Source organism: Acholeplasma sp. ORD1043 (assembly GCF_057808485.1).
Genome location: NZ_JAQLOJ010000001.1, coordinates 176,274 through 198,926 on the forward strand (window position 1 = coordinate 176,274; position 22,653 = coordinate 198,926).

23 protein-coding genes, 1 tRNA gene and 1 riboswitch are annotated in these 22,653 nt (G+C 30.0%); of the genes, 5 read left to right on the plus strand and 19 right to left on the minus strand.

The window, feature by feature from the left end; genetic code table 11:
* Window positions 1–52 precede the first annotated feature (52 nt).
* A riboswitch (cyclic di-GMP riboswitch) is annotated at window positions 53–139 on the plus strand.
* A 68-nt stretch (window positions 140–207) separates the two neighbouring features.
* Window positions 208–690 carry a hypothetical protein gene (locus PG914_RS00830; RefSeq protein ID WP_488821784.1) on the plus strand — a complete coding sequence of 161 codons (483 nt, stop codon included), beginning with the start codon at window positions 208–210 and terminating at the stop codon, window positions 688–690.
* Between the two features lie 24 nt (window positions 691–714).
* Here PG914_RS00830 and PG914_RS00835 read toward each other — a convergent pair whose 3' ends face one another.
* The 8 genes from PG914_RS00835 to PG914_RS00870 all read right to left on the minus strand — a co-directional run bounded on the left by PG914_RS00835 (window position 715) and on the right by PG914_RS00870 (window position 8,751).
* A complete protein-coding gene (locus tag PG914_RS00835; RefSeq protein WP_488821785.1) occupies window positions 715–1,233 on the minus strand; it encodes a dihydrofolate reductase family protein in 519 nt (172 codons plus the stop codon).
* A 64-nt stretch (window positions 1,234–1,297) separates the two neighbouring features.
* A complete protein-coding gene (locus PG914_RS00840) occupies window positions 1,298–2,923 on the minus strand; it encodes a DEAD/DEAH box helicase (protein WP_488821786.1) in 1,626 nt (541 codons plus the stop codon).
* A 98-nt stretch (window positions 2,924–3,021) separates the two neighbouring features.
* Window positions 3,022–3,531: a hypothetical protein gene (locus PG914_RS00845; protein WP_488821787.1), complete on the minus strand. Its 510-nt coding sequence runs from the start codon at window positions 3,529–3,531 to the stop codon at window positions 3,022–3,024.
* A gap of 80 nt (window positions 3,532–3,611) precedes the next feature.
* A complete protein-coding gene (locus tag PG914_RS00850; RefSeq protein ID WP_488821788.1) occupies window positions 3,612–4,052 on the minus strand; it encodes a PTS sugar transporter subunit IIA in 441 nt (146 codons plus the stop codon).
* Window positions 4,053–4,122: 70 nt separating this feature from the next.
* Complete coding sequence (locus PG914_RS00855; RefSeq protein ID WP_488821789.1) at window positions 4,123–5,460, minus strand: hypothetical protein; 1,338 nt, start codon at window positions 5,458–5,460, stop codon at window positions 4,123–4,125.
* A 107-nt stretch (window positions 5,461–5,567) separates the two neighbouring features.
* A complete protein-coding gene (locus tag PG914_RS00860; protein WP_488821790.1) occupies window positions 5,568–6,872 on the minus strand; it encodes a hypothetical protein in 1,305 nt (434 codons plus the stop codon).
* A gap of 93 nt (window positions 6,873–6,965) precedes the next feature.
* Entirely contained in the window at window positions 6,966–7,664 is a 699-nt protein-coding gene (locus tag PG914_RS00865; protein WP_488821791.1) for a DsbA family oxidoreductase, read from the minus strand.
* 175 nt (window positions 7,665–7,839) lie between these two features.
* The gene (locus PG914_RS00870; protein WP_488821792.1) at window positions 7,840–8,751 is read right to left on the minus strand and encodes an epoxyqueuosine reductase; all 912 of its coding nucleotides are present in this window, start codon (window positions 8,749–8,751) and stop codon (window positions 7,840–7,842) included.
* Between the two features lie 130 nt (window positions 8,752–8,881).
* Here PG914_RS00870 and PG914_RS00875 point away from each other — a divergent pair, with 130 nt between their 5' ends.
* Window positions 8,882–9,271 carry a VOC family protein gene (locus tag PG914_RS00875; RefSeq protein ID WP_488821793.1) on the plus strand — a complete coding sequence of 130 codons (390 nt, stop codon included), beginning with the start codon at window positions 8,882–8,884 and terminating at the stop codon, window positions 9,269–9,271.
* Between the two features lie 36 nt (window positions 9,272–9,307).
* Here PG914_RS00875 and PG914_RS00880 read toward each other — a convergent pair whose 3' ends face one another.
* From PG914_RS00880 to PG914_RS00890, 3 genes are read right to left on the minus strand one after another with little or no spacing between them, the layout of a single operon-like run.
* Complete coding sequence (locus PG914_RS00880; RefSeq protein WP_488821794.1) at window positions 9,308–9,865, minus strand: YdeI/OmpD-associated family protein; 558 nt, start codon at window positions 9,863–9,865, stop codon at window positions 9,308–9,310.
* 48 nt (window positions 9,866–9,913) lie between these two features.
* Window positions 9,914–10,408, minus strand: a complete 495-nt coding sequence (locus tag PG914_RS00885; protein ID WP_488821795.1) for a GNAT family N-acetyltransferase — start codon at window positions 10,406–10,408, stop codon at window positions 9,914–9,916.
* 19 nt (window positions 10,409–10,427) lie between these two features.
* Window positions 10,428–10,982: a lipoprotein gene (locus tag PG914_RS00890; protein WP_488821796.1), complete on the minus strand. Its 555-nt coding sequence runs from the start codon at window positions 10,980–10,982 to the stop codon at window positions 10,428–10,430.
* 264 nt (window positions 10,983–11,246) lie between these two features.
* Between PG914_RS00890 and PG914_RS00895 the strand changes: the two genes are divergently transcribed.
* Both PG914_RS00895 and PG914_RS00900 read left to right on the plus strand, forming a co-directional pair.
* Window positions 11,247–11,783 carry a DUF1836 domain-containing protein gene (locus PG914_RS00895; protein WP_488821797.1) on the plus strand — a complete coding sequence of 179 codons (537 nt, stop codon included), beginning with the start codon at window positions 11,247–11,249 and terminating at the stop codon, window positions 11,781–11,783.
* 9 nt (window positions 11,784–11,792) lie between these two features.
* A complete protein-coding gene (locus PG914_RS00900) occupies window positions 11,793–12,641 on the plus strand; it encodes a DegV family protein (RefSeq protein WP_488821798.1) in 849 nt (282 codons plus the stop codon).
* Window positions 12,642–12,680: 39 nt separating this feature from the next.
* Here PG914_RS00900 and PG914_RS00905 read toward each other — a convergent pair whose 3' ends face one another.
* From PG914_RS00905 to PG914_RS00925, 5 genes are all read right to left on the minus strand, one after another.
* A complete protein-coding gene (locus PG914_RS00905) occupies window positions 12,681–13,367 on the minus strand; it encodes an SDR family NAD(P)-dependent oxidoreductase (protein ID WP_488821799.1) in 687 nt (228 codons plus the stop codon).
* A gap of 2 nt (window positions 13,368–13,369) precedes the next feature.
* Window positions 13,370–14,707 (minus strand): hypothetical protein, encoded by a 1,338-nt coding sequence (locus PG914_RS00910; protein ID WP_488821801.1) that lies wholly within the window; start codon window positions 14,705–14,707, stop codon window positions 13,370–13,372.
* Between the two features lie 178 nt (window positions 14,708–14,885).
* Window positions 14,886–15,920, minus strand: a complete 1,035-nt coding sequence (locus PG914_RS00915) for a hypothetical protein (protein ID WP_488821802.1) — start codon at window positions 15,918–15,920, stop codon at window positions 14,886–14,888.
* A complete protein-coding gene (locus PG914_RS00920) occupies window positions 15,913–16,254 on the minus strand; it encodes a PadR family transcriptional regulator (RefSeq protein ID WP_488821803.1) in 342 nt (113 codons plus the stop codon). Before PG914_RS00920 ends, PG914_RS00915 begins: the two co-directional genes overlap by 8 nt.
* 143 nt (window positions 16,255–16,397) lie before the next feature.
* Complete coding sequence (locus tag PG914_RS00925; protein ID WP_488821804.1) at window positions 16,398–17,756, minus strand: dicarboxylate/amino acid:cation symporter; 1,359 nt, start codon at window positions 17,754–17,756, stop codon at window positions 16,398–16,400.
* A 237-nt stretch (window positions 17,757–17,993) separates the two neighbouring features.
* Here PG914_RS00925 and PG914_RS00930 point away from each other — a divergent pair, with 237 nt between their 5' ends.
* Window positions 17,994–18,803 carry a YwaF family protein gene (locus PG914_RS00930; RefSeq protein ID WP_488821805.1) on the plus strand — a complete coding sequence of 270 codons (810 nt, stop codon included), beginning with the start codon at window positions 17,994–17,996 and terminating at the stop codon, window positions 18,801–18,803.
* 114 nt (window positions 18,804–18,917) lie between these two features.
* Here the strand turns inward: PG914_RS00930 and PG914_RS00935 are convergent.
* The 3 genes from PG914_RS00935 to PG914_RS00945 all read right to left on the minus strand — a co-directional run bounded on the left by PG914_RS00935 (window position 18,918) and on the right by PG914_RS00945 (window position 22,653).
* Window positions 18,918–18,994 (minus strand) — tRNA-Arg (locus PG914_RS00935).
* A 57-nt stretch (window positions 18,995–19,051) separates the two neighbouring features.
* Window positions 19,052–20,902 carry an ABC transporter ATP-binding protein gene (locus PG914_RS00940; protein WP_488821806.1) on the minus strand — a complete coding sequence of 617 codons (1,851 nt, stop codon included), beginning with the start codon at window positions 20,900–20,902 and terminating at the stop codon, window positions 19,052–19,054.
* A complete protein-coding gene (locus tag PG914_RS00945) occupies window positions 20,899–22,653 on the minus strand; it encodes an ABC transporter ATP-binding protein (RefSeq protein ID WP_488821807.1) in 1,755 nt (584 codons plus the stop codon). Before PG914_RS00945 ends, PG914_RS00940 begins: the two co-directional genes overlap by 4 nt.

Sequence of the window (22,653 nt, forward strand, 5' to 3'; positions counted from 1 at the left end):
TAATCAAGTTGTAGAAATACAAATCTATTGATAACCAAAAGACTAAAATCTTTTGATAAATCGGCAAACTTAGGGAAACTTAAGGACGCAAAGCTATAGGGCCTAAACATAAAAAACAGAATGGCAGCCAGTTGCAACTTCAAATAGTCTTTTTTCTTTTATAAAAAGTCTAATCTGTTTTTGTGCCCTTAAATTCAGGGGTCACACATGAAAAAATTCACTAATTTTGTAGTCTATTTGACTTTAACGATAGGAACACTTCTATTCGCATTCAATATAGACAAATCAACTCAATCAAGAATTCCAGGAAATAAATTATCAACCGAACAACAATCAATTACACTTGATGTGAGTTCCATAGATTTTGGTAAGGAAAAACTCGTGCCAAAAGGTAGAGCTATTTTTAAAGGACAAACTGATGTAATCACTTTAACATACTATATCGATGTTGAACTTTTTAATGATGGAACATATCACTTGTGTACTGAGATTATAAATATCACCATTGGTGAGGTAGACACTTATAATCATTTATTAGAATTTACTGTCCTTAATGGAAACAAACTGATCGAAGAAAATAAAGTTGAGGTCATCGTTGAAATCAGATTGAATGAACCAGAAGATCATGTACAATATCTTGCTGTTGCTGGAAAAATGATAAATTTCCAAATTAAATTTGAACTAAGGTAAGTAAAAAGCCACTCTATTGAGTGGCTATTTTTTTGGTTTTAGAATGACTTCTAGTATTTGACCATATGTTTTATGTGAAACAATTTCTAATTTTTTTAAGATCTCTCTTCGAAATAAAGGGATACCTTCACTTAAAACCTCTGGTACATAATTTAAAATATATTCATCAACTAAATTCAATTTTATAAATTGATCAATGACTTCACCACCACCAAATAACCAAATATCTTTATTCGTTTTAGCTTTAATTTCTTGAATCACTAATCTTGGATCTTCTTGAGTAAATGTAACATTCGGATCATTTAATGTCTTATTTCTGGTGTAAACATATGTAATATAGTCTTTATATGGCCATACATCTGTTTGGCTCATTAATTGTTGGTATGAAACTCTACCCATGATAATACCACCGATGCGTGCCATGAACTTATCAAAGTCATAAACATCCGGATCACTATATGGTTCTAAAAAGGCATAACCTTCATTTAAATCTGCAATATATCCATCTAATGTTAATGCTAAATATATGACAACTTTCCCCATAAATTTCACCACTCTTGAATGATTTCATTATAACAAAAAGCGAGACTATTAGCCTCGCTTTAAATTATCTTTTAGTATATTTTGAAACTTTAACTGGTTTACCATTATGTTTGAATGGTTTATTAGTTTTTAATCTACCAACTGCATCGGTTTTTAAGTCAAAGATTGTTTCATTATTTAAGTGCTTGATATCACCAATATTCTTTGAGAAAATACCAAATTCTTTTTCTAAGACTTTAAATAAACCTTGAGGGTTTAAACCATCTTTTCTGCCTAGCGTAATCATGAATGTTTCATAACCAGGTCTTGATGAAGCACCAGTTTTTGAAGCTCCAGCACCAAATCGATCTTCACGTCTTACACGTTCACCTTTAGGTTGAATAATTTCAATACCTTCATAAGTTTTCATCTTAGGCATTGAAGCATCAAGTAAATGGTTGACAAGTTGTTTTAAGGATTCTTCATCACCTGCAATATCTGTTAATAAAGCTAAATGATTTGGAACTTCTTTCTTAACTGCAATCTTTAAATTATGTTTGAAATCTTTTAAACGTTCAAGATAAATTGAATCTTCATCAGGAATTGGTAAACGTTTGATTTCTTTACCAGTAAAGATTTCTAATTCTTTTAAACTTCTTTGTTTAGAAGGTTTAACGAATGTATATGCTTTACCTTTTTTACCTGCACGACCAGTACGACCGATTCTATGTACATATACTTCATCTTGTTGAGGTAAATCATAGTTAATAACGAGTTCTACATCGCTCACATCTAAACCACGAGCAGCAACGTCTGTAGCAATTAAAACAGTTAATTGTTTGTTTCTAAAACGTGTCATAACATAGTTTCTTTGAGATTGTTTTAAATCACCATGTAGGCTATCCGCATTATATCTTTCTTCTTGAAGTGCAAGTGAGATTCGATCAACATCAGCCTTTGTATTAGCAAAGATAATCGCTGATTTTGGATTTTCAAAATCAAGCACACGTTTTAATAATCTTGTCTTATCTTCATCTTTAACTAAGAAACTTAATTGTTCGATGTTATCAACTGTTAAAGTATCCGCTTCAATTTTGATTGATGCAGGATTCTTTTGATAAACTTTAGCAATCTTCTTCACGAATGGAGGAATTGTTGCTGAGAATAAAACTGTTTGGCGAGTTTCTGGTGTTGTCTTTAGAATTGTTTCTAAGTCTTCTTGGAAACCCATCTTTAACATTTCATCTGCTTCATCTAATGTTAGAATTGTTAAATTAGAAAAATTAATTGTACCTCTATTGATATGATCAATAACACGACCAGGTGTACCAACAATGATATGTGGATTTTCACGAAGTGACTTAAATTGTTTTTCGTATGATTCACCACCAACGATGGTAGCGACTTTTAATCTTGGATAGAATTTAACTAATTTTAAAAATTCTTTATAAACTTGAATACTTAATTCTCTTGTTGGTGTTAGAATTAATCCTTGAATTGCTCTTACCTTTGTGTCAATGCGTTCAACCATTGGAATCGCATACGCAAAGGTTTTACCAGTTCCAGTTTGAGCTTGACCAATGATATCTTTGCCTTCTAACATCACAGGAATTGCTTGTTCTTGAATAGGTGTTGGAGTCTCAAATCCTAAAGCAGCTAATGCTTCTTTTGTTGACTCTTTAATTTGAAAATCTGAAAATAAAATCGACATAATAATCCTTTTTACTAAATATTTGTTTTTTAACCTTGTTAAGTATACCACAAAAGAAACGTATTATGTAAATAATACAAAAAAAGATGCATATCACATCATCTTTCACAATTTTCGCCTTCGCAATATTCAATTCCAAGTTCAGCTTCATACATCTTAATCATCGCATCTTTAATCACATCATTTGAATTAAGGCCAGCTACCCTAAATCCATGTGATAAGGTAAGTGTTGGAGTTTCTTGAATTTTATTCAAGTATGCATGTTCTTTTTGATTAAAAACTATCTTTTGATATGTTTTATTATTTAACGCATCAACTAATTCTTGTTGATTAAACTTATACTTTTTAGCCAATTCAAAAATCATTACAGAGGCATCAAGATATTCGGTAGATTGTTTTAATAAATCATAGAAAAATGTATTTGGTAATGACTTTTTTCGACCAAAATGATAAATTTCGTGAAGTCTAGTTTGGTTTAAATTAGTCGGATTAGAACGATAAAAAACAGAGATTAACTCGTGTTTATTAAAATTGTTGTAGACCTCATTGAAACGATTTAACATTTCAAAAGATTCACTATTAAAATCAAACCAAAAATCTACTCGCATATGTACCTCTTCTTTAGTTTAATCTAATGATTAGAAAATGTCAAAAGATAATAAAAAGGGATTGGTCATCCCTTTTTTAGTTATTTTGCATATTTGCTTATAAGTGTAAAGATTTCATCTTCAGTCTTTAAATTTAATAGTGTTTCTTTTTCTTTTAATAGCATATCTGCAATCTTACTTAATAAAACTAAATGTTCTTTTAAGTATGAGTTAGGCATTGCGATGACAAACACTTCTTTTACAGGTTCTTGGTCTAGTGATTCATATTCAATAGCATCCTCAAGTCTAATGTATAAAAGTGTTGGGAAGATGACAGAAATATCTTTGGTATGAGGGATTGCTACCCCTTCACCCATACCAGTTGTAATTTCTTTTTCTCTTTTAAATAATGCTTTTTTAAAATCAGCTTCATCTGTAATTTTATTTAATTCATATAACCTCTTTGAAATATAGCCAAATAGTTCTTCCTTAGAGTTAACTTTTAAGTTTAACGTTATATGTGATAATTCAAATATTTTCATATTTTTCCTCTTTAGTAATTAATCGATCATATGAGATTAATGATACTGTATCAAATATATTATAAGACATTTACTTTTTATTAATAGTAATTGTTATAAGATTAGTTTCGGCATTTGCTCTTAGTTTTAAATAATGTACTTCATTTTGCGTTACCAGAAGTGTTTCTGTAATTAAATTACCAACTGTAATTTTTGAAGTCGGATTTATTGTTGTTGATTGACTTAATAGTTTAAATGAAATGTGCGATGGATAACTTATTTCATATGTTCCAGGTTCTAATTTAACACGGTAATATAGATCACTCGTTCTTTGGACAAAGATGTCCGCATTTAGTTTACCAACTTCTAACATACGACCTAAGGATTCTTGGTTTTTAGCTCCAAATTCTAATAAGTCTTGTGTACTTACTTTTTTATTTTGATCACTAAATTCATGTGAAACATCAAAAATCATGCCTGATTTTTCCATTTCAAGAAGAAAACTTATACCAGAATTGAAACTCACTTTTACCGGGTATAAATCTTCATCAAATAAAAATAAGAATAATTCATTCTTTAAATCAATATTATCGTCAAAGAAATACTTAAATATGTCTGCTGCGGTTAAATATGTTGTATATGATAAACCATCAATCTCATAATCCCAACTTGCTCCAAAAGATTCAAATGAAAACATTGTGTTATTTATATACACATCTTCATTGATAGTTTCTTTAGTATCAATATGTTGATATGTTTCATATATTTTGGATTCTATAATTAATTGATCAATTTGATAAAATTTATAGTTGTTTGAGGTATTTTCAATAACCTCACCAATTCCATTGGATAGTTTTGCAAAATAGAACGGACTTTTTTGTAGCATTGTTTCTGTATTCGTTATTTGATTATTGATATTAATTGTACTTTTTACATATAGATGATTCTCAAACTTGAAAGATTTATAATCTTTATAAAATGATCTAAAGTTTGATTGATTTTCATAAATAATCGGTTTTACATTCGCACTATTTGACACTATGCCAGAAATTGTGACCACTTTAAAGCCAACGAATTCAAAATTTGCCATTTCAGAATAAAGCAAATTAGCTGTCTTTTGTTTTTTCACATTTAAAAATACATCTTTATATTCGGTAGTTTTTGAAACTGTGTTTTTAAGTTCTAAACTAACTTTAGCTACAACATTTTCCATTAAAAAAGATTCTTTTGAAGTAATTGAAACTGAAACAAAAGTCGTTAAACTTTTCGCATCTACGCTAACAAACTCTTTATAATTATCATGGCTTAAATGATAAACAAAACCAGTGATGATGGAATCATCTGCTTCCTCATGATCACCATTTTTTGTACATGCAACTAGTCCCGTCATTAAAAATGAAACCACTAATAAGCATAATATTTTTTTCATTTATAAATACTTATCTCCCAAAATGTATTTTATTCATATTATATCACTAATGAAAAGTACCTAAGATGGTTTCTTAGGTACTTTTACATTTTTACTTAATCAAATGTTTATTTTTTTGTAATTGTTATATTGGCTATGATAGGTGCTTGATTTGCTGATACATGAATAAAATAAATAGCATCTTCAGTGAGATTAAAGGTTGCTTTAAGTGTACCCAACTCATCTCCTGGGATAATATCTAAAGCATTAAAATATCTACTATTATTCACAAATATGATATCTAAGGATTCTGGGTAAGTTATTTCATAAGTGCCTAATAATTTCCCAGAAATTTGATAATGTATAGCACCATAATTAGGAACAACAACTTCAGTATTAACAAGATCTAAATATAAAATTCTAGTTTCATAATCCATTGCTGTTGGACCAACGATATTTAGATTGTTGGTATTTACTTTTTTTGCTTCATTACTAAATTCAAAACTTAAGTCTAAATCAATCATTTCATTATCAAATGCTAAGTTAAGTTTAATATTTTGATCAAAATTCAATGTCATGTGATATGTCAAATCGCCTAATATAGCTTCTAAATATGCGACCATGGATGGATCATCAATAATTGCACTCAACACATCAACTGCTTTAACTGAAATAATATACTTTGAACCTTCTTTTTGATAATCCCAATTTCCACCAAATCCTTCAAGTGAAAACATAGCATTATCGATGTATAATGCTTCTTCTAACTCTGAATATACGTCTAGATGTTGTATCGTATCAATTGAGCCAAAACCATAAGGAATCGAATTTAGTTCATATTCATAATAAAGATTATTTTTAACTTCAATGATGGTACCTAAAGTACTTGTAGTAGTCGCAAAATAAAATGGTGATTTTTGAGCGATAACTTCCACTTCTTCTTCAATATCATCTATTTTCATTGAAGATTTAGCATAAAAAGTATCACTATTTTGATAATCTTTTACTTTTTTATAAATCTCTTTTAACGGTGCTTGTTTAAGCGTTAATTCTGGATCTATATCATCATTTGTACTTACTAACCCATGAATTGATACGATATCAAAATTTATATATTGATATAATGTTTTTTCATAATCAAACATTACTTGTCTTGTATCGCTCGCTTTTAATTCAATTCTTTCTTTAACCGTTGATCCAAAAAATGGAGATTGTAAGTTTAAGTCTACCTTCAAAGTGACATCATCTAATTTTAAATTAGGGTTAGCTTCCATTTTCACTCTCACAACATCAGAGAATTCTGAAACTTTTACTTCAATAAAATCTTCATAGTTATCATATCCGATGAAATATGTATAACTATTATCCCCTGATTGGCATCCAGTTAAAAAGAGTAAAATGCTAAATAATACGAGTGAAAATATTTTTTTCATATGAAGTTCCTCTTATCATTTCGTTATGTTTCTATAATTCATTATACCTTTAAATATCTATTATACAAATCATCAAAGAAAAAATTGTGCAATTTAAATTGCACAACCATCAGGACCACATAACATCTCTTCTTCTGTATCAAGGGATTCAAATTGAGGTGTTTCCTCAGCTAGTTTTTGTAGAGCTAACATAAATTGACTATCTGGTTGAGCACCACTGATTGCATATTTTCGATTAAAAACAAAGAAAGGAACGCCACGAATACCAAAGCGATTGGCTTCAACAATTTCTTCTTGAACCTCACTCATAAATAAATTATTATTCAACACTTCTAATGCTTCATTTTTATCTAATCCTACTGCTTCAGCACATAAAGCAAGTGTATGATAATCCGCTAAGTTTTTACCTTTTGTAAAATAGCCATCCATCATTACTTCAGTTAAGGCTTTTTCTTTATTTTTGGTTCTTGCCCATTTAGCTAAGCGATGTGCATCAAACGTTGACGTTAAAGCTGCTTTATCCATTTGATAATGTAAGTCATATGATGAGGCCATTTGTGTAACATAGTCATTCATCTTCTTTGCTTCTTCTAATGAAACACCTTTTAATGCTGCAAATGCTTCATATCCTATTTTGTCATTTTCTTTTGGTGCATCTGGATTTAGTTCAAATGATTTAAAAATAACTTTAACTTCGTTTTTACGATCAAAATTACCTAATGCTTTTTCTAACTTTCTTTTACCAATATAACAAAAAGGACAGACAAAGTCGCTCCATACTTCAATAGTCATCATCATTAACTCCTTTAAAGATATAAATATATCTTTCTTTTAGTACCTTAATTATACTGCATATTACTTTTTTAATCATTTATATGCATTAATTAACTAATTCATCCTATAGTTTAATCTTTTTTTAGTTTTTTCAATTTTATAATAAAAAAACTATCCTTAAAAGATAGTTTTCTTAAGTAATTTCAAATTTTTCTAATTTTTCTAAAATTGTTTTAGCATTTTCTTTATACCATGATGGGTATTTAGAATCATCTAAAGTTTTTCTGATTTCATCATTATATTTTGGATTCTTTTGACGAAGTAATAAGGTCAGTGCATTTCTTAAGAGTATCGTTTTACCACGCCAAGTGAATGCATGTTTTCCGTATTTTTCCATGAACTCTTTATGAGTTAGTTCAAATAAATCCTGGATTAAAACATATGCGGTCGGTTTAGCTCTAAAGTCTTCAATACGATCAGAATTTACACCTTTATTAAATGGACACACTCTTTGGCAGATGTCACATCCTAATAAATATAAGTTCTTATCAATTTCATAATCGGTTAAAGCTCGCTTTTCCTGGTTATAACCACTCATACACTTATCCCAGTCAAAACCGTTATCTAAAGCATTTACCGGGCAAGATTTAATGCATAATGTGCATTCACCACATGATAGTTTATTCTCTTCAATGACCTCTGGATATTTATGTTTTGTTAGAACTAATCCAATAAAGAAATAACTACCTAAGTCTTTATTAATCATTAAATTATTCTTCCCACGAAAGGCAAGACCTGTCATTTCTAAACAACGTCTTTCATCAATCGTATGATTATCTACCAATGCTTTATATTCAATGTTTAAACTCTTTAATGTCTCATGCATTAATGTCTTCATTACATCATGATAATCATAGCCATAAGTATACATAGACGCAGTAAACTTATCTTTTTCTTGTTTAAGATATACATTAGGATAACCTAAACCAACAACAAAAATGGATTCATATCCAACTAAATTATGATCAAACTTACGTTTTAAATATCGATCTGCATCAATGACACCTACAATGTCAAAGGCTTCTTTTAGTTTTTCATAAACCATTTTTATTACCTCTAAATATATTTAGAGTATATCACTATTTTGATATTTTTAAATGATTATCGAAGCAAATTAAATCAAATTTAATATACTCAGGAATAAAATAGCGCTATCAAAATAAAAGGGGATTTTTATGAAAGCAAACAGTGTATTCATTAATATTGCAGTCAGAAATTTAGAAAAGTCTAACCATTTTTTTACTGAATTAGGGTTAAAATTGATGCCTGATTTCAGTGATAAGTCAGGAAGTTGTTTTAAAGTAGCTGAAAATATATCCTTAATGGTTTTAACTGAATCAAAGTTCAATGGTTTTTCACAAACAAAGCTTGTTGATAGCACTCAAGCTCGTGAAGCACTGTTCGCTTTTGAGGTCACTGGTGTGGATGAAGTTGAACGTTTAATTAAAAAAGTTATTGAACTTGGTGGTAAAACAGAAGATCCAGTTGATTATGGATTTATGTATCTTAGAGTCTTCAAAGATTTAGATGGACATCATTTTGAAATATTTACTTGGAAACATTAACAAATAAGCCACTTTTGATATGATAGGTGGCTTTCTTTATAATAATTTTCCTTTATCATTCCATTCACCAAACATAATCCCTTTTTTGGTGTTTTCAATAAATTTTTCTAGTCTTGAATGAAAAACATCTGGATATTTTTCCATTCTTTGAATATTATCAACTCTAACTTTAATGTAAAGTTCTGGAAACTGTTTAAAGTTTTTATATACCTCTAAATCTTCTTTGATTCTATCTATGATGATATCATTGATTTCAAATGCTTCATCTAAATTTGGTAATGTTTTAAATCCTGCTTCTGTCATTAAATTATTTCTAATTAAAAATCTCGCGCGTTCTTTATTAAGTTCTGTCCAAGGACTTCTTTTAGCACGTGGAGAAAAGCGTTGATATGAAATACCATCGATATTTTTCAACGTTGAATCTATCCATCCAAAAGAGATTGCTTCATAGACTGCATCGATGTAGTAAATCTCTTTAGAGTTTGTCTTTCTTGATAATGATAACCAGCATTCTTTTTCTTGTTGGCTATGCTCCTTTAACCAATCTCTAAATTCAGATATATGATTAAGTTTTAAAATATTCACTAAATTCATATTAATTTCTACTCACCTATGATAAAGAAAAAGTCATGATGTCATGACTTATACAGTAATCCAATAACGAAGCATGTGGTGTCCTTGATATTCAATTTCATTTTCTAAGATACCACCACAACTTAAAATAGTATGTTTAGAAGGTAAATTGTCTTTATCACAAACCACTAATACTTTATAAATTCCAAGTTTAAAACATTCTTGTAGTGCTAATTTAAGCATTTCTTTAGCATAACCTTTACCACGTGATGAAGGTCTTAAACCATATCCGATATGACCAGTTTTTAGTAATAACAATTCATTTAATTCGTGTCTAATATTAACCGCACCAATAAATCGATTTTCACTTTCATCTAGCAGAAAAAAAGTGGATTCATTTATTGGCTTGAAGCCATTTTCAAGGCTTTCTAAATATAAATCAAAATCACTTTTATAATCGATTCTTCTGACAGCCCATGGTGTTATATTTGTTTCTTTTGACCACTCATCCATTAATTCATTGAGTTGTTCTTTATATGATTCATTTAATTTTACAAGTTTCATTTCTGATTTTCTTCTTTATTTAGACTTCGTTAACAAAATAAAATACTTCTGTTTCTAGATTTGATGTTGGCATTGTAACAACTGTTTTAGTTTCGATGACGACAAGTTCAGTTACACCAAACTCTTTGGTTGTTTCAAGTCTACCAATTAAAAATGCTAATTCTAATTTAAATGAGGTTTGTTCAACATTAAATTTTCTAGGAAACATCATATCAATAATTTTAGCTGATTCTTCTGAAGAGTAAGTCATATTAACTACCTTACCTTCAATACTGAGAGTGACTTTATTAAATTCAATTGAAATAATAATTGGTTTATTATCAAGTGCTTCATAAATAACTGTTAAGTCATCCTTAATATCACTTCTTAATTGAGCATCCCAAATATATAACTCTTGAATAAACTCAGTAGCAAACTTTTCAGTTTTATACGCAAAAAGTGCACCACTACTTGTTACTTCTTCGTAGATTTCTTCGTCTTCTAAATAGTAAGATTGAAATTCACTATCACTAAATTTAGTTGAGCATCCGGTTATTACTAAAATCAGAGTTAGTAATAAAACTATTTTTTTCATTTATAGGAGACTCCTTAACTTTGATACATTGATTATATCATTTAGAAATATTTACTGCATTAATCTTTATATAAAATGCACAAAATTGATTACAAGTGTTATTAAACTATGATATTCCTCAAGTGTGTAGAGGTTTTATAATTTCAAATATATTATTCATCTTATGTAAAGTTATCATCATAATCCGAAAAAAGTTGTATTTACTTTGATAATGTTTTGAAAACGTGATAACCTAGTATTAAACACTAGATGGAGATTTTATATATGGATTTAAAAGTTCAAAAATGGATTGAAACAATCGATAATCTAAAACTTCCTAATTGGGATGAATTACCAAACATTGGATTATATTCAGAACAAGTCTTAACCTATGTTAATGAACATTTAAATAGTATCTTTCTTAGCACGAATCATGAAGATTATGAAATCACTTCTTCGATGATCAATAACTATGTTAAACATAAAATTATGTTGCCACCAGTAAAGAAAAAGTACTATAACGCACACATCGCATTTATCATAACAATTACTGTTTTAAAACAAGTCGGCAGTTTAACCGATGTCCATAAAGGCATTACAAACCTTAGAAATAAACTAGGTAAAGTGGATGCTTATAATATTTTTATTAAGTTCTTAGAGTTGTCATTAAAAGCAGCTGCAAGCGAACTTAAGGGAACGCCAGATGTCACTTTCTATACAAATCCTGTTTCACTTGATTTATTACCTTTAAAAACGGCGTCAATCGCCTTTACAACAGTCATGTTGTCGAGATATTTATTCTCAAAATCAAAAAACCAATAAGGAGTTCACATGCAAAAAATTGCAGTACTAGCAGACTCAGGGTCTGACATTAACACATTTGAATCAAATGCACCACTTTATGTTCTTCCGCTTAGAATCATTATCGACGGAGTTGAATATATCGATAAAAAAGAAATCTCATTAAAAGAGGTTTTATCTCAACTAGATGATAAAAAGATTACAACTTCACTTCCTTCTCCAAAGGATATTGAAGCAGTCTTTGATCAAATTAAAAATGATGGATTCACACATGTCATTTGTATCCCTATTTCAAAAGGATTATCTGGTACTATGAACATCATAAGACAAATAGCTGAAGATTATCAAGGTTTAGAAATTAAACTGATTGATACTAAAAATATCTCAATGGCTAGTGGATATAGCAGTTTAGAAGCATTAGAATTAATTAAACAGGGTAAATCTTTTGATGAGGTTGTTCAAACAATTAATGAACGTTTAACACTAAAGAAAGTTTACTTTACGGTTGATAAGTTAATTTATCTAAAACGTGGAGGCAGAATCGGTTTAGTATCTGCAACAATTGCAGATTTACTTAAAATTAAACCAGTAATAACATGTAACAGCGATGGTGTTTATTACACAGTTAAAAAACAACGTGGATATATGCACGCAGTCAATGCCATCATCCATCAAGTTGTTGAATTCGTTGGTGATGCTAAATCTTATGACATCACATTAATGAATAGTGATTCAAAACTCAACTTAGATGAAATTAAAAAATTGATTAAATTAGCACTACCAAAAGTTAGAAATCTTGATATGGCTAATATTACACCGGCACTTGCGATACACACAGGACCTGAGGCTTTAGGTGTGGCAGTTTCAATTTTAGAATAGTAAAAGAAAAGGACTAAATATTAGTCCTTTTTTAATGAATTATTTTAAACTTCTTCCACCGTCATAAACAACAATTGAACCAGTCATATATTTGAATGTATCAGAAACCAATGACATGACAACTTCACTCACTTCATCTGCTGTTAAGATATGTTTAAGTGGTACACGTTCAATCGCTTCTTTTAATTTTTCATCTTCTTTAAAATTGTTGTTCATTGGAGTCTTTGCCGCACCAATATTTAAACTATTTACTCTAGTTCTTGGTGCGAGTTCTAAAGCAAGACTCTTTGTAAACATATCTAAACCAGCTTTAGTTACATCATAGGGAATCTTATTTTTTCTAACTCGTAACGAATGTACTGAACCAATGTTTAAGATATGAGAATCTTTTGTAAGTTTTGGTATAAGTTTTCTAGTTAATAACATAAGTGAAACTAAGTTCGTGTTTAATACATTTGTAATCTCTTCTATGGTTTGTTCAGCAAAAGGTTTTTCATATTGAATAGCAGCATTATTAATCAATAAATCAATATTTTTCATTGATTTAATAATGATTTCTACTTGTTCATGATGATTTATATCAACAGGATGATGCATGAGGTTTGGATGTTTTAACTTTAAAAGTTCTTTATCTATGGATACGACATAAAAGTTATTTTCTAGTAACTTCTTTACAATCGCAAGACCAATACCCTTAGCTGTTCCAGTAACGACAGCAGTTTTCATACTTAATTACCTCCTGATAGTGTTTGTATGATATTATACTTCATTTCAATTACTTTTTGTTCTAGATAATTTTCCACTGCTTCATCCATATAAATGTTTTGTTTAAAAACTTTTTCTGCATCATTTAATCTAGATTTAAATAATTCGATCAAATCATCTTTTAAAGGTAATTTTTGGTCTTTAAACAAGAGACTAAATTGTTCATAATGTTCATGTAATAAAGCGGTAAATTTCGATAGTAAAATTTCAACTTTAACGTATCGATGTTTATTACTTAAATTAACTGTTTTAGTTTTGATTTCTTTTAATAACTCATACATTCTTATAAATTCACTAAATTCATTTTGGGTAATTGTTTGCTTCTGAAGTCTTTGTTTAAAAAGCAGAAATGTAGAAATGATTTTACCGTAGTCAATCCCTATTTTCATCTCCAACATTTGTTTATCAACCATCTCTTGTGTTTTACTTTTATCAACTAAAGATGAAGGGTTAATCAAATTGTAATACTCTTCTGCCTTAATAAAATATTCCATAGCTTTCTCTGGATAATTTTCACCGGTATATCGATTTGAACCCAAGTGGCGGTAAGCACGTGCTAAATTATAGTATGATTCATGCTTTAATTTGTCAATGGATGTTTCTTTTACTACGTTCAATGCTCGGTTTATGCCTGCAAAAATAGCTTTTTCACCTTTTTCAAGATGACCAATCATGAGGTTCGTCCAACCAATCGAATCAATTAACGCTCGTTGATGGCTTTCTTCACTTAAAGTATATTTTGATATAAATTCACCAAATTTAATTCGATATTGATATTGCTCAGCATTTAATAGTGTTCTATCAAGATTAACCAAAAAATCACTCATATAATGTGCTAAAATATAGTCTTTATCTTTTGATGATTCAAGAATTATTTTTTTAATTTCATGATTATTAAATTTTAAGTTAATGTCTTTAAGTTTGTCTTGTAGTTTCAGTTTGTGGTTTGTTACTTTATCTGGATTATTTAACTTAAATAGAACATCCTTTTCAATTTCTTTTAGCTTAGCGACTTCATCAAAATCTTTTCTCTTGCTAATTTTCTTATCTATTGCATCTGAAAACTTCTTAATTGTCTTAACATACCGACTGGTCATCCCCATCGTCTTAACTTTAGTCATCGAACGATTTTCAATATATTTCTTATAAACTAATTCAACTGTCTTAAATAAAATAAACGCTATCGAGACTCCAACTGCAATCATTGCTTTAACATGATCTGTAACTGGTAACCCGATAGCAGGAAAAACAAGTGCTGCCAGAAAAATCAAAACCTCGATGATTTCTTTATAGTCTTTCATTTTCATCCTACTTACCCCTAATAAATAGTATTTTATACTTTAATTATACTAAAAATAATTCATTTAATGTTTTTAATCAATATTTGTAGGGATAACTTTTAGTTTTAATGATTTAGTTATGAATTAAAAAATCCAATTTTTTTGAAATAAAAAAGGAAGCAACTGCTTCCCTTGTTAATTATTTACTAACTTTATTAAACTTGAAAAATTTATATAAACCATCAGCTAAAATGATAATTCCAACAAATAGGATTGAAACATATGCTACCTTTAAGAAAATATCATATCCTGCCATTACACCAGCTAAATCTGTTTCAAATACTTCTGCCATCTTATCAAAAAATCCTTGATGCACTAAATTTTTAGTAGTAAGCATGATTAATAATAACAGTAGACTTGCTAAATCAAATGCAGTTGACATGATAATTGATGCTCTTGTTGTAACACCTTTTGAAATCTGATAGACATACTTAACTGTATCTAACACGGATACCAGGATAATTGGTAATACAAAGTACTTAATATTATCATTAAAGATTTGAGTAAATACATATACATCATTTTCTTTTGAATAATATCCAATAAATTGGCTATGATTTAAAAATAAATATACAAAGAAAGCAGTAAAGGAAATATTAAATACCATTGCGAAAATACGACCAAAACGATTAATTTCTAATGATTGATGCTTTGGAATTTCAGGTAAACAATTTAGATCAAATGGCTTTTTGTATTTATCTAATTTCACATCATATCTTTCTAAAATAAAATAGATAATAGTTACTATTGCAAACGATGATAAAAGTGATTGGATTAGATTAGTGATAATTTCATCGGCAAAAATATCCGCTGCTTCTTCAATTCCAATTGTATTTATAGCAAATTCAAATGACATAACACCTAGTACGAGTGTCAGTGACCCAAAGATAATAGCAACAATTTTTAGTGTTGAAATATAATCTTGATAATATTTAGGTGAGATTAAATAGTTCTTTTCATTTGAACGGTATTTACTTGCCATCTCGCGTGGTGTACCAAGTGATAATAAAACAGCTTGAATTTCATCATCAGTTGGATTATCAGATAACATATCATAAATTTGAGAAGTAAGTTCTTGTTTGATATCTTCCCTTTGATTAACTTCAATTCTTCTTGTTACATCATACACATAACGTTCAATGTAATTTTTATTTGTTTTAGTTTGCTTATTCATGTGACTTCCCCTTCTCAATTACTTTGTTAATTTGATCATTAATTAACTGCCATTCCTTAATAAGAATGTCTAATACGAGTTCCCCTTTTTTACTAATTTGATAAAACTTCCTTGGTCTAGCTTCTGTTGTATCCCAACTAGATTCTAGAAGTTCTTGAGATTCTAATCTTCTAAGTAGTGGGTAAAGTGTTCCGGCTTCAATTGTATTTCCTGATTCTTCTAATAAAGAAAGTAGAGAGTATCCATATTGTGGTTTTTTTAATACTTGTAAGACAACAATAATTTGAACTCCTCTTCTTAATTCAACAACTAAGTTATTTACAACCTGTTCCATAAAACACTTCCTTTCGTGATGACAATTTTCATTATACTGTATGACATACACTATTGTCAATAAAATAATATTAATTTTTTTATAGCAAATAAAAAGTCTAGATCTAATCTAGACTTAATTTTTTATAATTTGTTTTATATTAATTATTCGCTTAATGTAACAGCATCTTTACTGTTTAAAACTTCAAAGTTTAACTCATTTTCACGTCTTGCAACAATTGTAGATGCAACACCGCCACCGATAACGTTGATTAAAGTTCTACCCATATCAACAAGTGGATCTACTGCAACGATTAATGCAATACCATCAATTGGTAAACCTAATGATGATAAAACGACTGCTGCTGCAATTGTAGCAATCCCTGGAACACCAGCAATACCAATTGCAGAAATTGTTGTAATAACTAATAATAAGATGAATTCAACGATACCAAATTGGATACCATATGCATTCGCTGTTAAAACTGCAACAACAGCTGGGAAGATACCTCCACATGCATTCATACCTACATTCGCACTTAATGGTCCAACGAAGTTAGCAATCTTGTCAGAAACACCTACACGTTTTGTTAATGATTCTAATGTTACAGGTAAAGTACCATAACTTGATTGAGTTGTAAATGCAACAAACATAGCAGGTGAGAATTTTTTAATCCAAGTGATTGGATTAATACCCATAACTTTAATTAATAGCATTTGAACAAATAAGAAGTGGAATAACATCGCACCATACATAATACCGATGTATAAAAGTAATTGTTTTAATGTTTCAACATTACTTCTTCCTACTGCATAAGCCATAAATGAGAATACAGCATAAGGCGTTAATTTCATAACAAACTTAGTAACTCTAGTCATGATTGCATTTAAAGAGTTATTAAAGTCAACAAATGGTTTAGTTCTTTCTGGGTGACGTTTATTTTCAACGATCACAGCAATTGATATGAATAAGCCAACTGCAATGACTGGTAAGACAACACTACCACCTAAAGCTGAAACGATATTACTTGGGAAGAAATTTAAGAATACAGTTTCAATCGGTGTAATTTCTTTAACATAAGTTCCACCTAAATTAAAATCAGCACCTAAATTTACAATTGCTGCAAAACCAAAACCAATAGCAGCACCAATTGTTGTTGTTATTAATAACCAGAATAATGTTTTAACACCAATTCTTTTTAGTGTATCAGGATTGTCTAATGATGTAAAACTCTTAATAACTGCTGTTAAGACAAGTGGGATAACAACCATTTGAATCAACTTTAAATATAATTGACCAATTGGTCTAATCGTAGCAACGATCGTAGTTTCTGATCCATTGACATCAGTTGTAAATCCACCAAAGATTAAACCAACTGCTAAACCTAGAGTCATACCAATTAATACTCTATAGCTAAACTTAACATTCTTTTTGCCTGTAAATAATAATAGTGCAATGACAGCTAAGGTAACAAGGTATAAGACACCTTTTTGCCAGGAGTCAATAAGATAATTATTAAACATAATTTATTTTCCTTTTCCTTTTTGAAGTATATCTCATCCCAAATATTTTACTATGTAGTATATGAACTATAAAGGATAATGCTTCAAATTCGAAATATTGTTAATTTTGTGAAAGTATATAAAATTCTTACATAAATGTAAGTGAATGTTGAAAATTTGCATAATAATTCAAATTTATACACGAAATTTTTCGCTGGTGTTATAATTATTAGCATGTGATGTAAGGAGACTCCCACAATGTTAGAATTCATACAATTTTTAGACGGCCGAATGACGAAGCCGGTTGCTTATACTTCGTTTGAAACCAGCTGGTTCCATTGGCTATCATTAATCATATTAATTGCAACAACTGTATTCCTCATTAAGTACTTTAAAAAAGGTACAGAAAAACAAATTAAAAAAGTAATCTTGATCTCAGGTATCATTATGGTGATATTTGAAATATATAAACAAGTTATCTTCAATTACGATGGTACAGGATATGAATGGTATGCATTCCCATTTCAATTCTGTTCAACTCCGATGTATTTATATTTAGTTCTTGGTTTAAGTAAAAACAAGAAACTAGACGAATACTTAATCGCATATCTTGCAACCTATGCAACATTTGCAGGATTCGCAGTCATGATTTACCCATCATCAGTGTTTGTTGATGTTATCGGTATTAATATTCAAACAATGGTTCATCACGGTTTAATCGCTGCTATAGGTATTTCACTACTAGTTAGATATAAACTTGACTATAAAGCATTCTTTAAAGGTATGACAGTATTTGTAATACTATCAGGTATTGCTTATGCTATGAATACTGTTTGGAATATAATTGAACCTGATATCGTATTTAATATGTTCTTCATCAATCCGAAATATGGTACAGAAATTCCAGTCTTATCAATGATCGAACCAGTTGTACCACATATAGTCTTCTTATTCGTTTATGTATTTGGATTCACATTTGTAGCTAGCCTAGTTTTCTTCGGTGCTAAGTTATCAAGAATGGTCAAATATAAAACTTCTACTAAACCACAACTTGCATATCAAAATTAAAACAAAAGGTAATCCTAAATATTGGATTACCTTTTTTATTTGATTCTTTTAAATCATACGTATATGTGAAAAATAAAATGCTACCTGTGGAGGTAGCATTCAATTACTTTTATATGGCGTCCGAAGAGGGATTCGAACCCCCGACCGATAGCTTAGAAGGCTATTGCTCTATCCAGCTGAGCTATTCGGACACTTTTCTTTCAGCACGTTCTATTATAAACTAAACGTTACTGAAAGTAAAGCATATTTTATTCATCAAATTGAGAATTATAAAGTTCGGCATAATACCCATTTTTGGCAACTAATTCTTCATGATTTCCTTGCTCAACAATGTTGCCATTTCGCATTACAAAGATAACATCCGCATTTTTAATTGTAGATAATCTATGTGCAATTACGAAGGCAGTTCTGCCCTTCATTAATTCATCCATTGCTTTTTGGATTAGGATTTCTGTTCTTGTATCTACTGATGAAGTTGCTTCATCTAAAATGAGCATTGGATTGTCTCTTAACATCGCACGGCTAATTGTAATTAACTGACGTTGACCGGCAGAAATGTTTAGACCATCCTCACTTAACATGAAGTTAAATCCATCAGGAAGTGAATGAATAAAATGAAGTGTTTGAGCTGCTTTTGCAGCACGTTCAACATCTTCAAAACTTGCATTTTCACTACCATATTTAATATTTTCTAAAACTGTACCTTCAAAGATCCATGTGTCTTGTAGAACCATACCAAAATAATTTCTTAATTCTTCGCGTTTCATATCTTTAATATTTACGCCATCAATTAAAATTTCACCACTGTTAATTTCATAGAATCTCATAAGTAGGTTGACAATTGTTGTCTTACCAGCACCGGTTGGTCCTACAATAGCAACCATTTGACCTGGTTTAATATCTGCACTAAATCCTTGAATAACTGGTGTTTCAGGTACATAACTAAAATGTACATCTTTAAAAGTAACATGACCTTTAACATTTTCTAGCATCTTAGGTTTATTTGATTCATCCGCTTCTTCTTTAGCATCTAGTAAGAAGAAAATACGTTCAGCAGAAGCTGCTGTTTGTTGAAGAACGGTTGCTGATTGTCCAATTGATTGAACTGGGGCAGCAACTAATCTTGCATACATAATGTATGACATGATGAAACCAATTTCTAGTTCACCTTTCATTAATAAGTAACCACCGATTCCGGCAATACCAATATATGATAGGTTTGAGAAAAAGAATTGAACTGGAATCATAATAGATGAAATAAATTGTGACTTCCAGCTTGTCTGATAAATACGTTCATTAATTTCAGTAAATTCAGCTTTTGCTTTCTTTTGGTGATTAAACACTTTAACAACTTGATGTCCATGGTAAACTTCTTCAACATGTCCATTCATGTCTCCTGTGTTTTGAGCTGCTTGTACGAAGTATTTTTGAGAAATCTTAACAAATCTACCTGCAACCCAAAGTGAGATTAGCGTACATAATGTTGTAATTAACGCAAGTTGCCAGTTCATAACAAACATAATAACTAAAATAGCAAAGATCAATGTAAATGACCTAAACATATCAGAAAGACTTTGAGTTAATGTTTGGTTGATCGTATCAACATCATTTGTTACACGAGATAAGACATCACCAAACTTATATTTATCATAGAAGTTAAGTGGTAACTTATTAATCTTAACAGCTAAATCTGCACGCATCTTATAAGTTAATTTTTGAGTAATACCAATTAATAAATAACCTTGAGTATAGTTAAGTAAAGATGTTAATGCTGCTGAAATTAACGTTACTAATAATAATGTATAGAACCCCATAGTAACTTCTGGTATAAAGAATAAATTATTCCCGAAGAACCAGAAATCAATACGATTCATCACAATAACAACACCATCACCACCTGACCAGATGTCAGTTAATGATGTTAATGCTTTACCAGCGATAAATGGTGTATAAACTGATAATAAAGCTGCAATAGATGCAAGTACTGCTGAAATAATCATCACATATGCATCTTTATTTAAGTAAGCAATAATTCTTTTAATGGTGCCCCAGAAGTTATTAGCTTTTTGAGGTACTCTTCCGCCTTGTCGTCTATTCATCGTCCAAGTTCCTCCTTACTTAATTGTGATTCTGCAATTTCTTGATATACAGAACATGATTGTAATAAATCATCGTGTGTACCAATACCAACAACTTCACCCTTATCTAAAACGATGATTTGATCAGCATTTCTAATGGTATTAATACGTTGTGCAACGATTAACACAGTTGCATCTTTAATTTCATCTGATAATGCTTTTCTTAAACGTTGGTCGGTTTTATAGTCAAGTGCTGAGAATGAATCATCAAATATATAAATTTTAGGTTCTTTAGCAATTGCTCTTGCGATAGATAAACGTTGGCGTTGACCACCTGAAACGTTTGTACCACCTTGAGTAATTGGTGAACTATATTGATGTTCAAATTTAGAAATAAAGTCTGAAGCTTGAGCAATTCTTGCTGCTTTTTCGACAACTTCCATATTCAACTCTTCTTGTCCAAAGCCGATGTTTGATGCAATCGTCCCTTTGAATAAGTTACCTTTTTGAGGAACATAACCAATATATTGTAAATAATCATTTTGATTAACATCTTTTAAGTCAATACCATCAACAGTAATTACGCCTTCTGTTGGATCATAAAATCTTGGTACTAAATTAATTAAAGTTGATTTACCAGAGCCCGTTGAACCAATAAAAGCTGTAACTTGTCCTGGTTTAGCTGTAAAGTTAATGTTTTTTAATACTGGTTCTTCAGAACCTGGATAATAGAATGAAACATGATCAAATTTAACTTCGCCTTTAACATCTGTTAATTCTATTGGTTCAGTTGGATTCTTAATTAAAATATCAGAATCAATAACATCCATAATACGTCTTGCTGAAATGGATGCTCTTGGTATCATAATGAAAATCATCGTGATATTCATGAAACTCATAACAGTTGATGTACCGTATTGAACAAGTGTTGATAAATCCCCTGGTTTTAATGTAGAACCTGGTTTAATAAACCCAAAGTAAACTGCAACAAAGTACATACCAACAGTTGTTAATTGCATGATGAAGCCAAGTGTTGGCCACATTGCAGTAAATAATCTGTTAACAAAGATATTTCTATCCATTGAGTCTTTGGCTACTTTTTTACTCTTTTCAATTTGAACATTTTGAGTATTAAATGCACGAACTACTCTTAAACCTGATAGGTTTTCTCTAGTTACTAAATTCATTCTGTCTACTAATCTTTGGATTAATTTAAACTTAGGCATTGCGACTAAGAAAATTGTTCCTAGAGAACCAATAACCATTAGAATTGTAAAGATTAATACCGTTGAAATTTCAGGGCTTGTCGTATAAGCCATAATTAAGCTACCGACTGCCATAATTGGAGCCATGATTGCCATTCTAAGTAACATTGCTACCGATCCTTGTAAGGATTGAATGTCATTTGTGGTTCTTGTAATTAATGATGAGGTTGTAAATTTATCCATTTCATTCATGGAAAATTGTTGAACCTTATTATATAATGCATCTCTTAAACTCTTACCATAAGCTGCAGCCGTTTTTGACTCGAAGTATCCGGATAAAATAATGACACCAATACCAACCACTGTTGAGACAAACATCCAAATGGCATTTGTAACAATCGATGATATCTTTTGGGCTTCTGTTAATGTTTGACTCAGCATATCATCTAAAATATACCCAATTAATTTAGGGATTAAAAGGTTAAAATATGCTCTAATACTTACTAATATAAGGATTAAGATGACTGACCATATGTATGGTTTTAAATATCTAAATGATTTTAACAT

Bases quoted from the DNA above. Each gene is read 5' to 3' on its own strand.
- PG914_RS00830 (WP_488821784.1), top strand. From the start codon at position 208: ATGAAAAAATTCACTAATTTTGTAGTCTATTTGACTTTAACGATAGGA.
- PG914_RS00835 (WP_488821785.1), bottom strand. From the start codon at position 1,233: ATGGGGAAAGTTGTCATATATTTAGCATTAACATTAGATGGATATATT.
- PG914_RS00840 (WP_488821786.1), bottom strand. From the start codon at position 2,923: ATGTCGATTTTATTTTCAGATTTTCAAATTAAAGAGTCAACAAAAGAA.
- PG914_RS00845 (WP_488821787.1), bottom strand. From the start codon at position 3,531: ATGCGAGTAGATTTTTGGTTTGATTTTAATAGTGAATCTTTTGAAATG.
- PG914_RS00850 (WP_488821788.1), bottom strand. From the start codon at position 4,052: ATGAAAATATTTGAATTATCACATATAACGTTAAACTTAAAAGTTAAC.
- PG914_RS00855 (WP_488821789.1), bottom strand. From the start codon at position 5,460: ATGAAAAAAATATTATGCTTATTAGTGGTTTCATTTTTAATGACGGGA.
- PG914_RS00860 (WP_488821790.1), bottom strand. From the start codon at position 6,872: ATGAAAAAAATATTTTCACTCGTATTATTTAGCATTTTACTCTTTTTA.
- PG914_RS00865 (WP_488821791.1), bottom strand. From the start codon at position 7,664: ATGACTATTGAAGTATGGAGCGACTTTGTCTGTCCTTTTTGTTATATT.
- PG914_RS00870 (WP_488821792.1), bottom strand. From the start codon at position 8,751: ATGGTTTATGAAAAACTAAAAGAAGCCTTTGACATTGTAGGTGTCATT.
- PG914_RS00875 (WP_488821793.1), top strand. From the start codon at position 8,882: ATGAAAGCAAACAGTGTATTCATTAATATTGCAGTCAGAAATTTAGAA.
- PG914_RS00880 (WP_488821794.1), bottom strand. From the start codon at position 9,865: ATGAATTTAGTGAATATTTTAAAACTTAATCATATATCTGAATTTAGA.
- PG914_RS00885 (WP_488821795.1), bottom strand. From the start codon at position 10,408: ATGAAACTTGTAAAATTAAATGAATCATATAAAGAACAACTCAATGAA.
- PG914_RS00890 (WP_488821796.1), bottom strand. From the start codon at position 10,982: ATGAAAAAAATAGTTTTATTACTAACTCTGATTTTAGTAATAACCGGA.
- PG914_RS00895 (WP_488821797.1), top strand. From the start codon at position 11,247: ATGGATTTAAAAGTTCAAAAATGGATTGAAACAATCGATAATCTAAAA.
- PG914_RS00900 (WP_488821798.1), top strand. From the start codon at position 11,793: ATGCAAAAAATTGCAGTACTAGCAGACTCAGGGTCTGACATTAACACA.
- PG914_RS00905 (WP_488821799.1), bottom strand. From the start codon at position 13,367: ATGAAAACTGCTGTCGTTACTGGAACAGCTAAGGGTATTGGTCTTGCG.
- PG914_RS00910 (WP_488821801.1), bottom strand. From the start codon at position 14,707: ATGAAAGACTATAAAGAAATCATCGAGGTTTTGATTTTTCTGGCAGCA.
- PG914_RS00915 (WP_488821802.1), bottom strand. From the start codon at position 15,920: ATGAATAAGCAAACTAAAACAAATAAAAATTACATTGAACGTTATGTG.
- PG914_RS00920 (WP_488821803.1), bottom strand. From the start codon at position 16,254: ATGGAACAGGTTGTAAATAACTTAGTTGTTGAATTAAGAAGAGGAGTT.
- PG914_RS00925 (WP_488821804.1), bottom strand. From the start codon at position 17,756: ATGTTTAATAATTATCTTATTGACTCCTGGCAAAAAGGTGTCTTATAC.
- PG914_RS00930 (WP_488821805.1), top strand. From the start codon at position 17,994: ATGTTAGAATTCATACAATTTTTAGACGGCCGAATGACGAAGCCGGTT.
- PG914_RS00940 (WP_488821806.1), bottom strand. From the start codon at position 20,902: ATGAATAGACGACAAGGCGGAAGAGTACCTCAAAAAGCTAATAACTTC.
- PG914_RS00945 (WP_488821807.1), bottom strand. From the start codon at position 22,653: ATGTTAAAATCATTTAGATATTTAAAACCATACATATGGTCAGTCATC.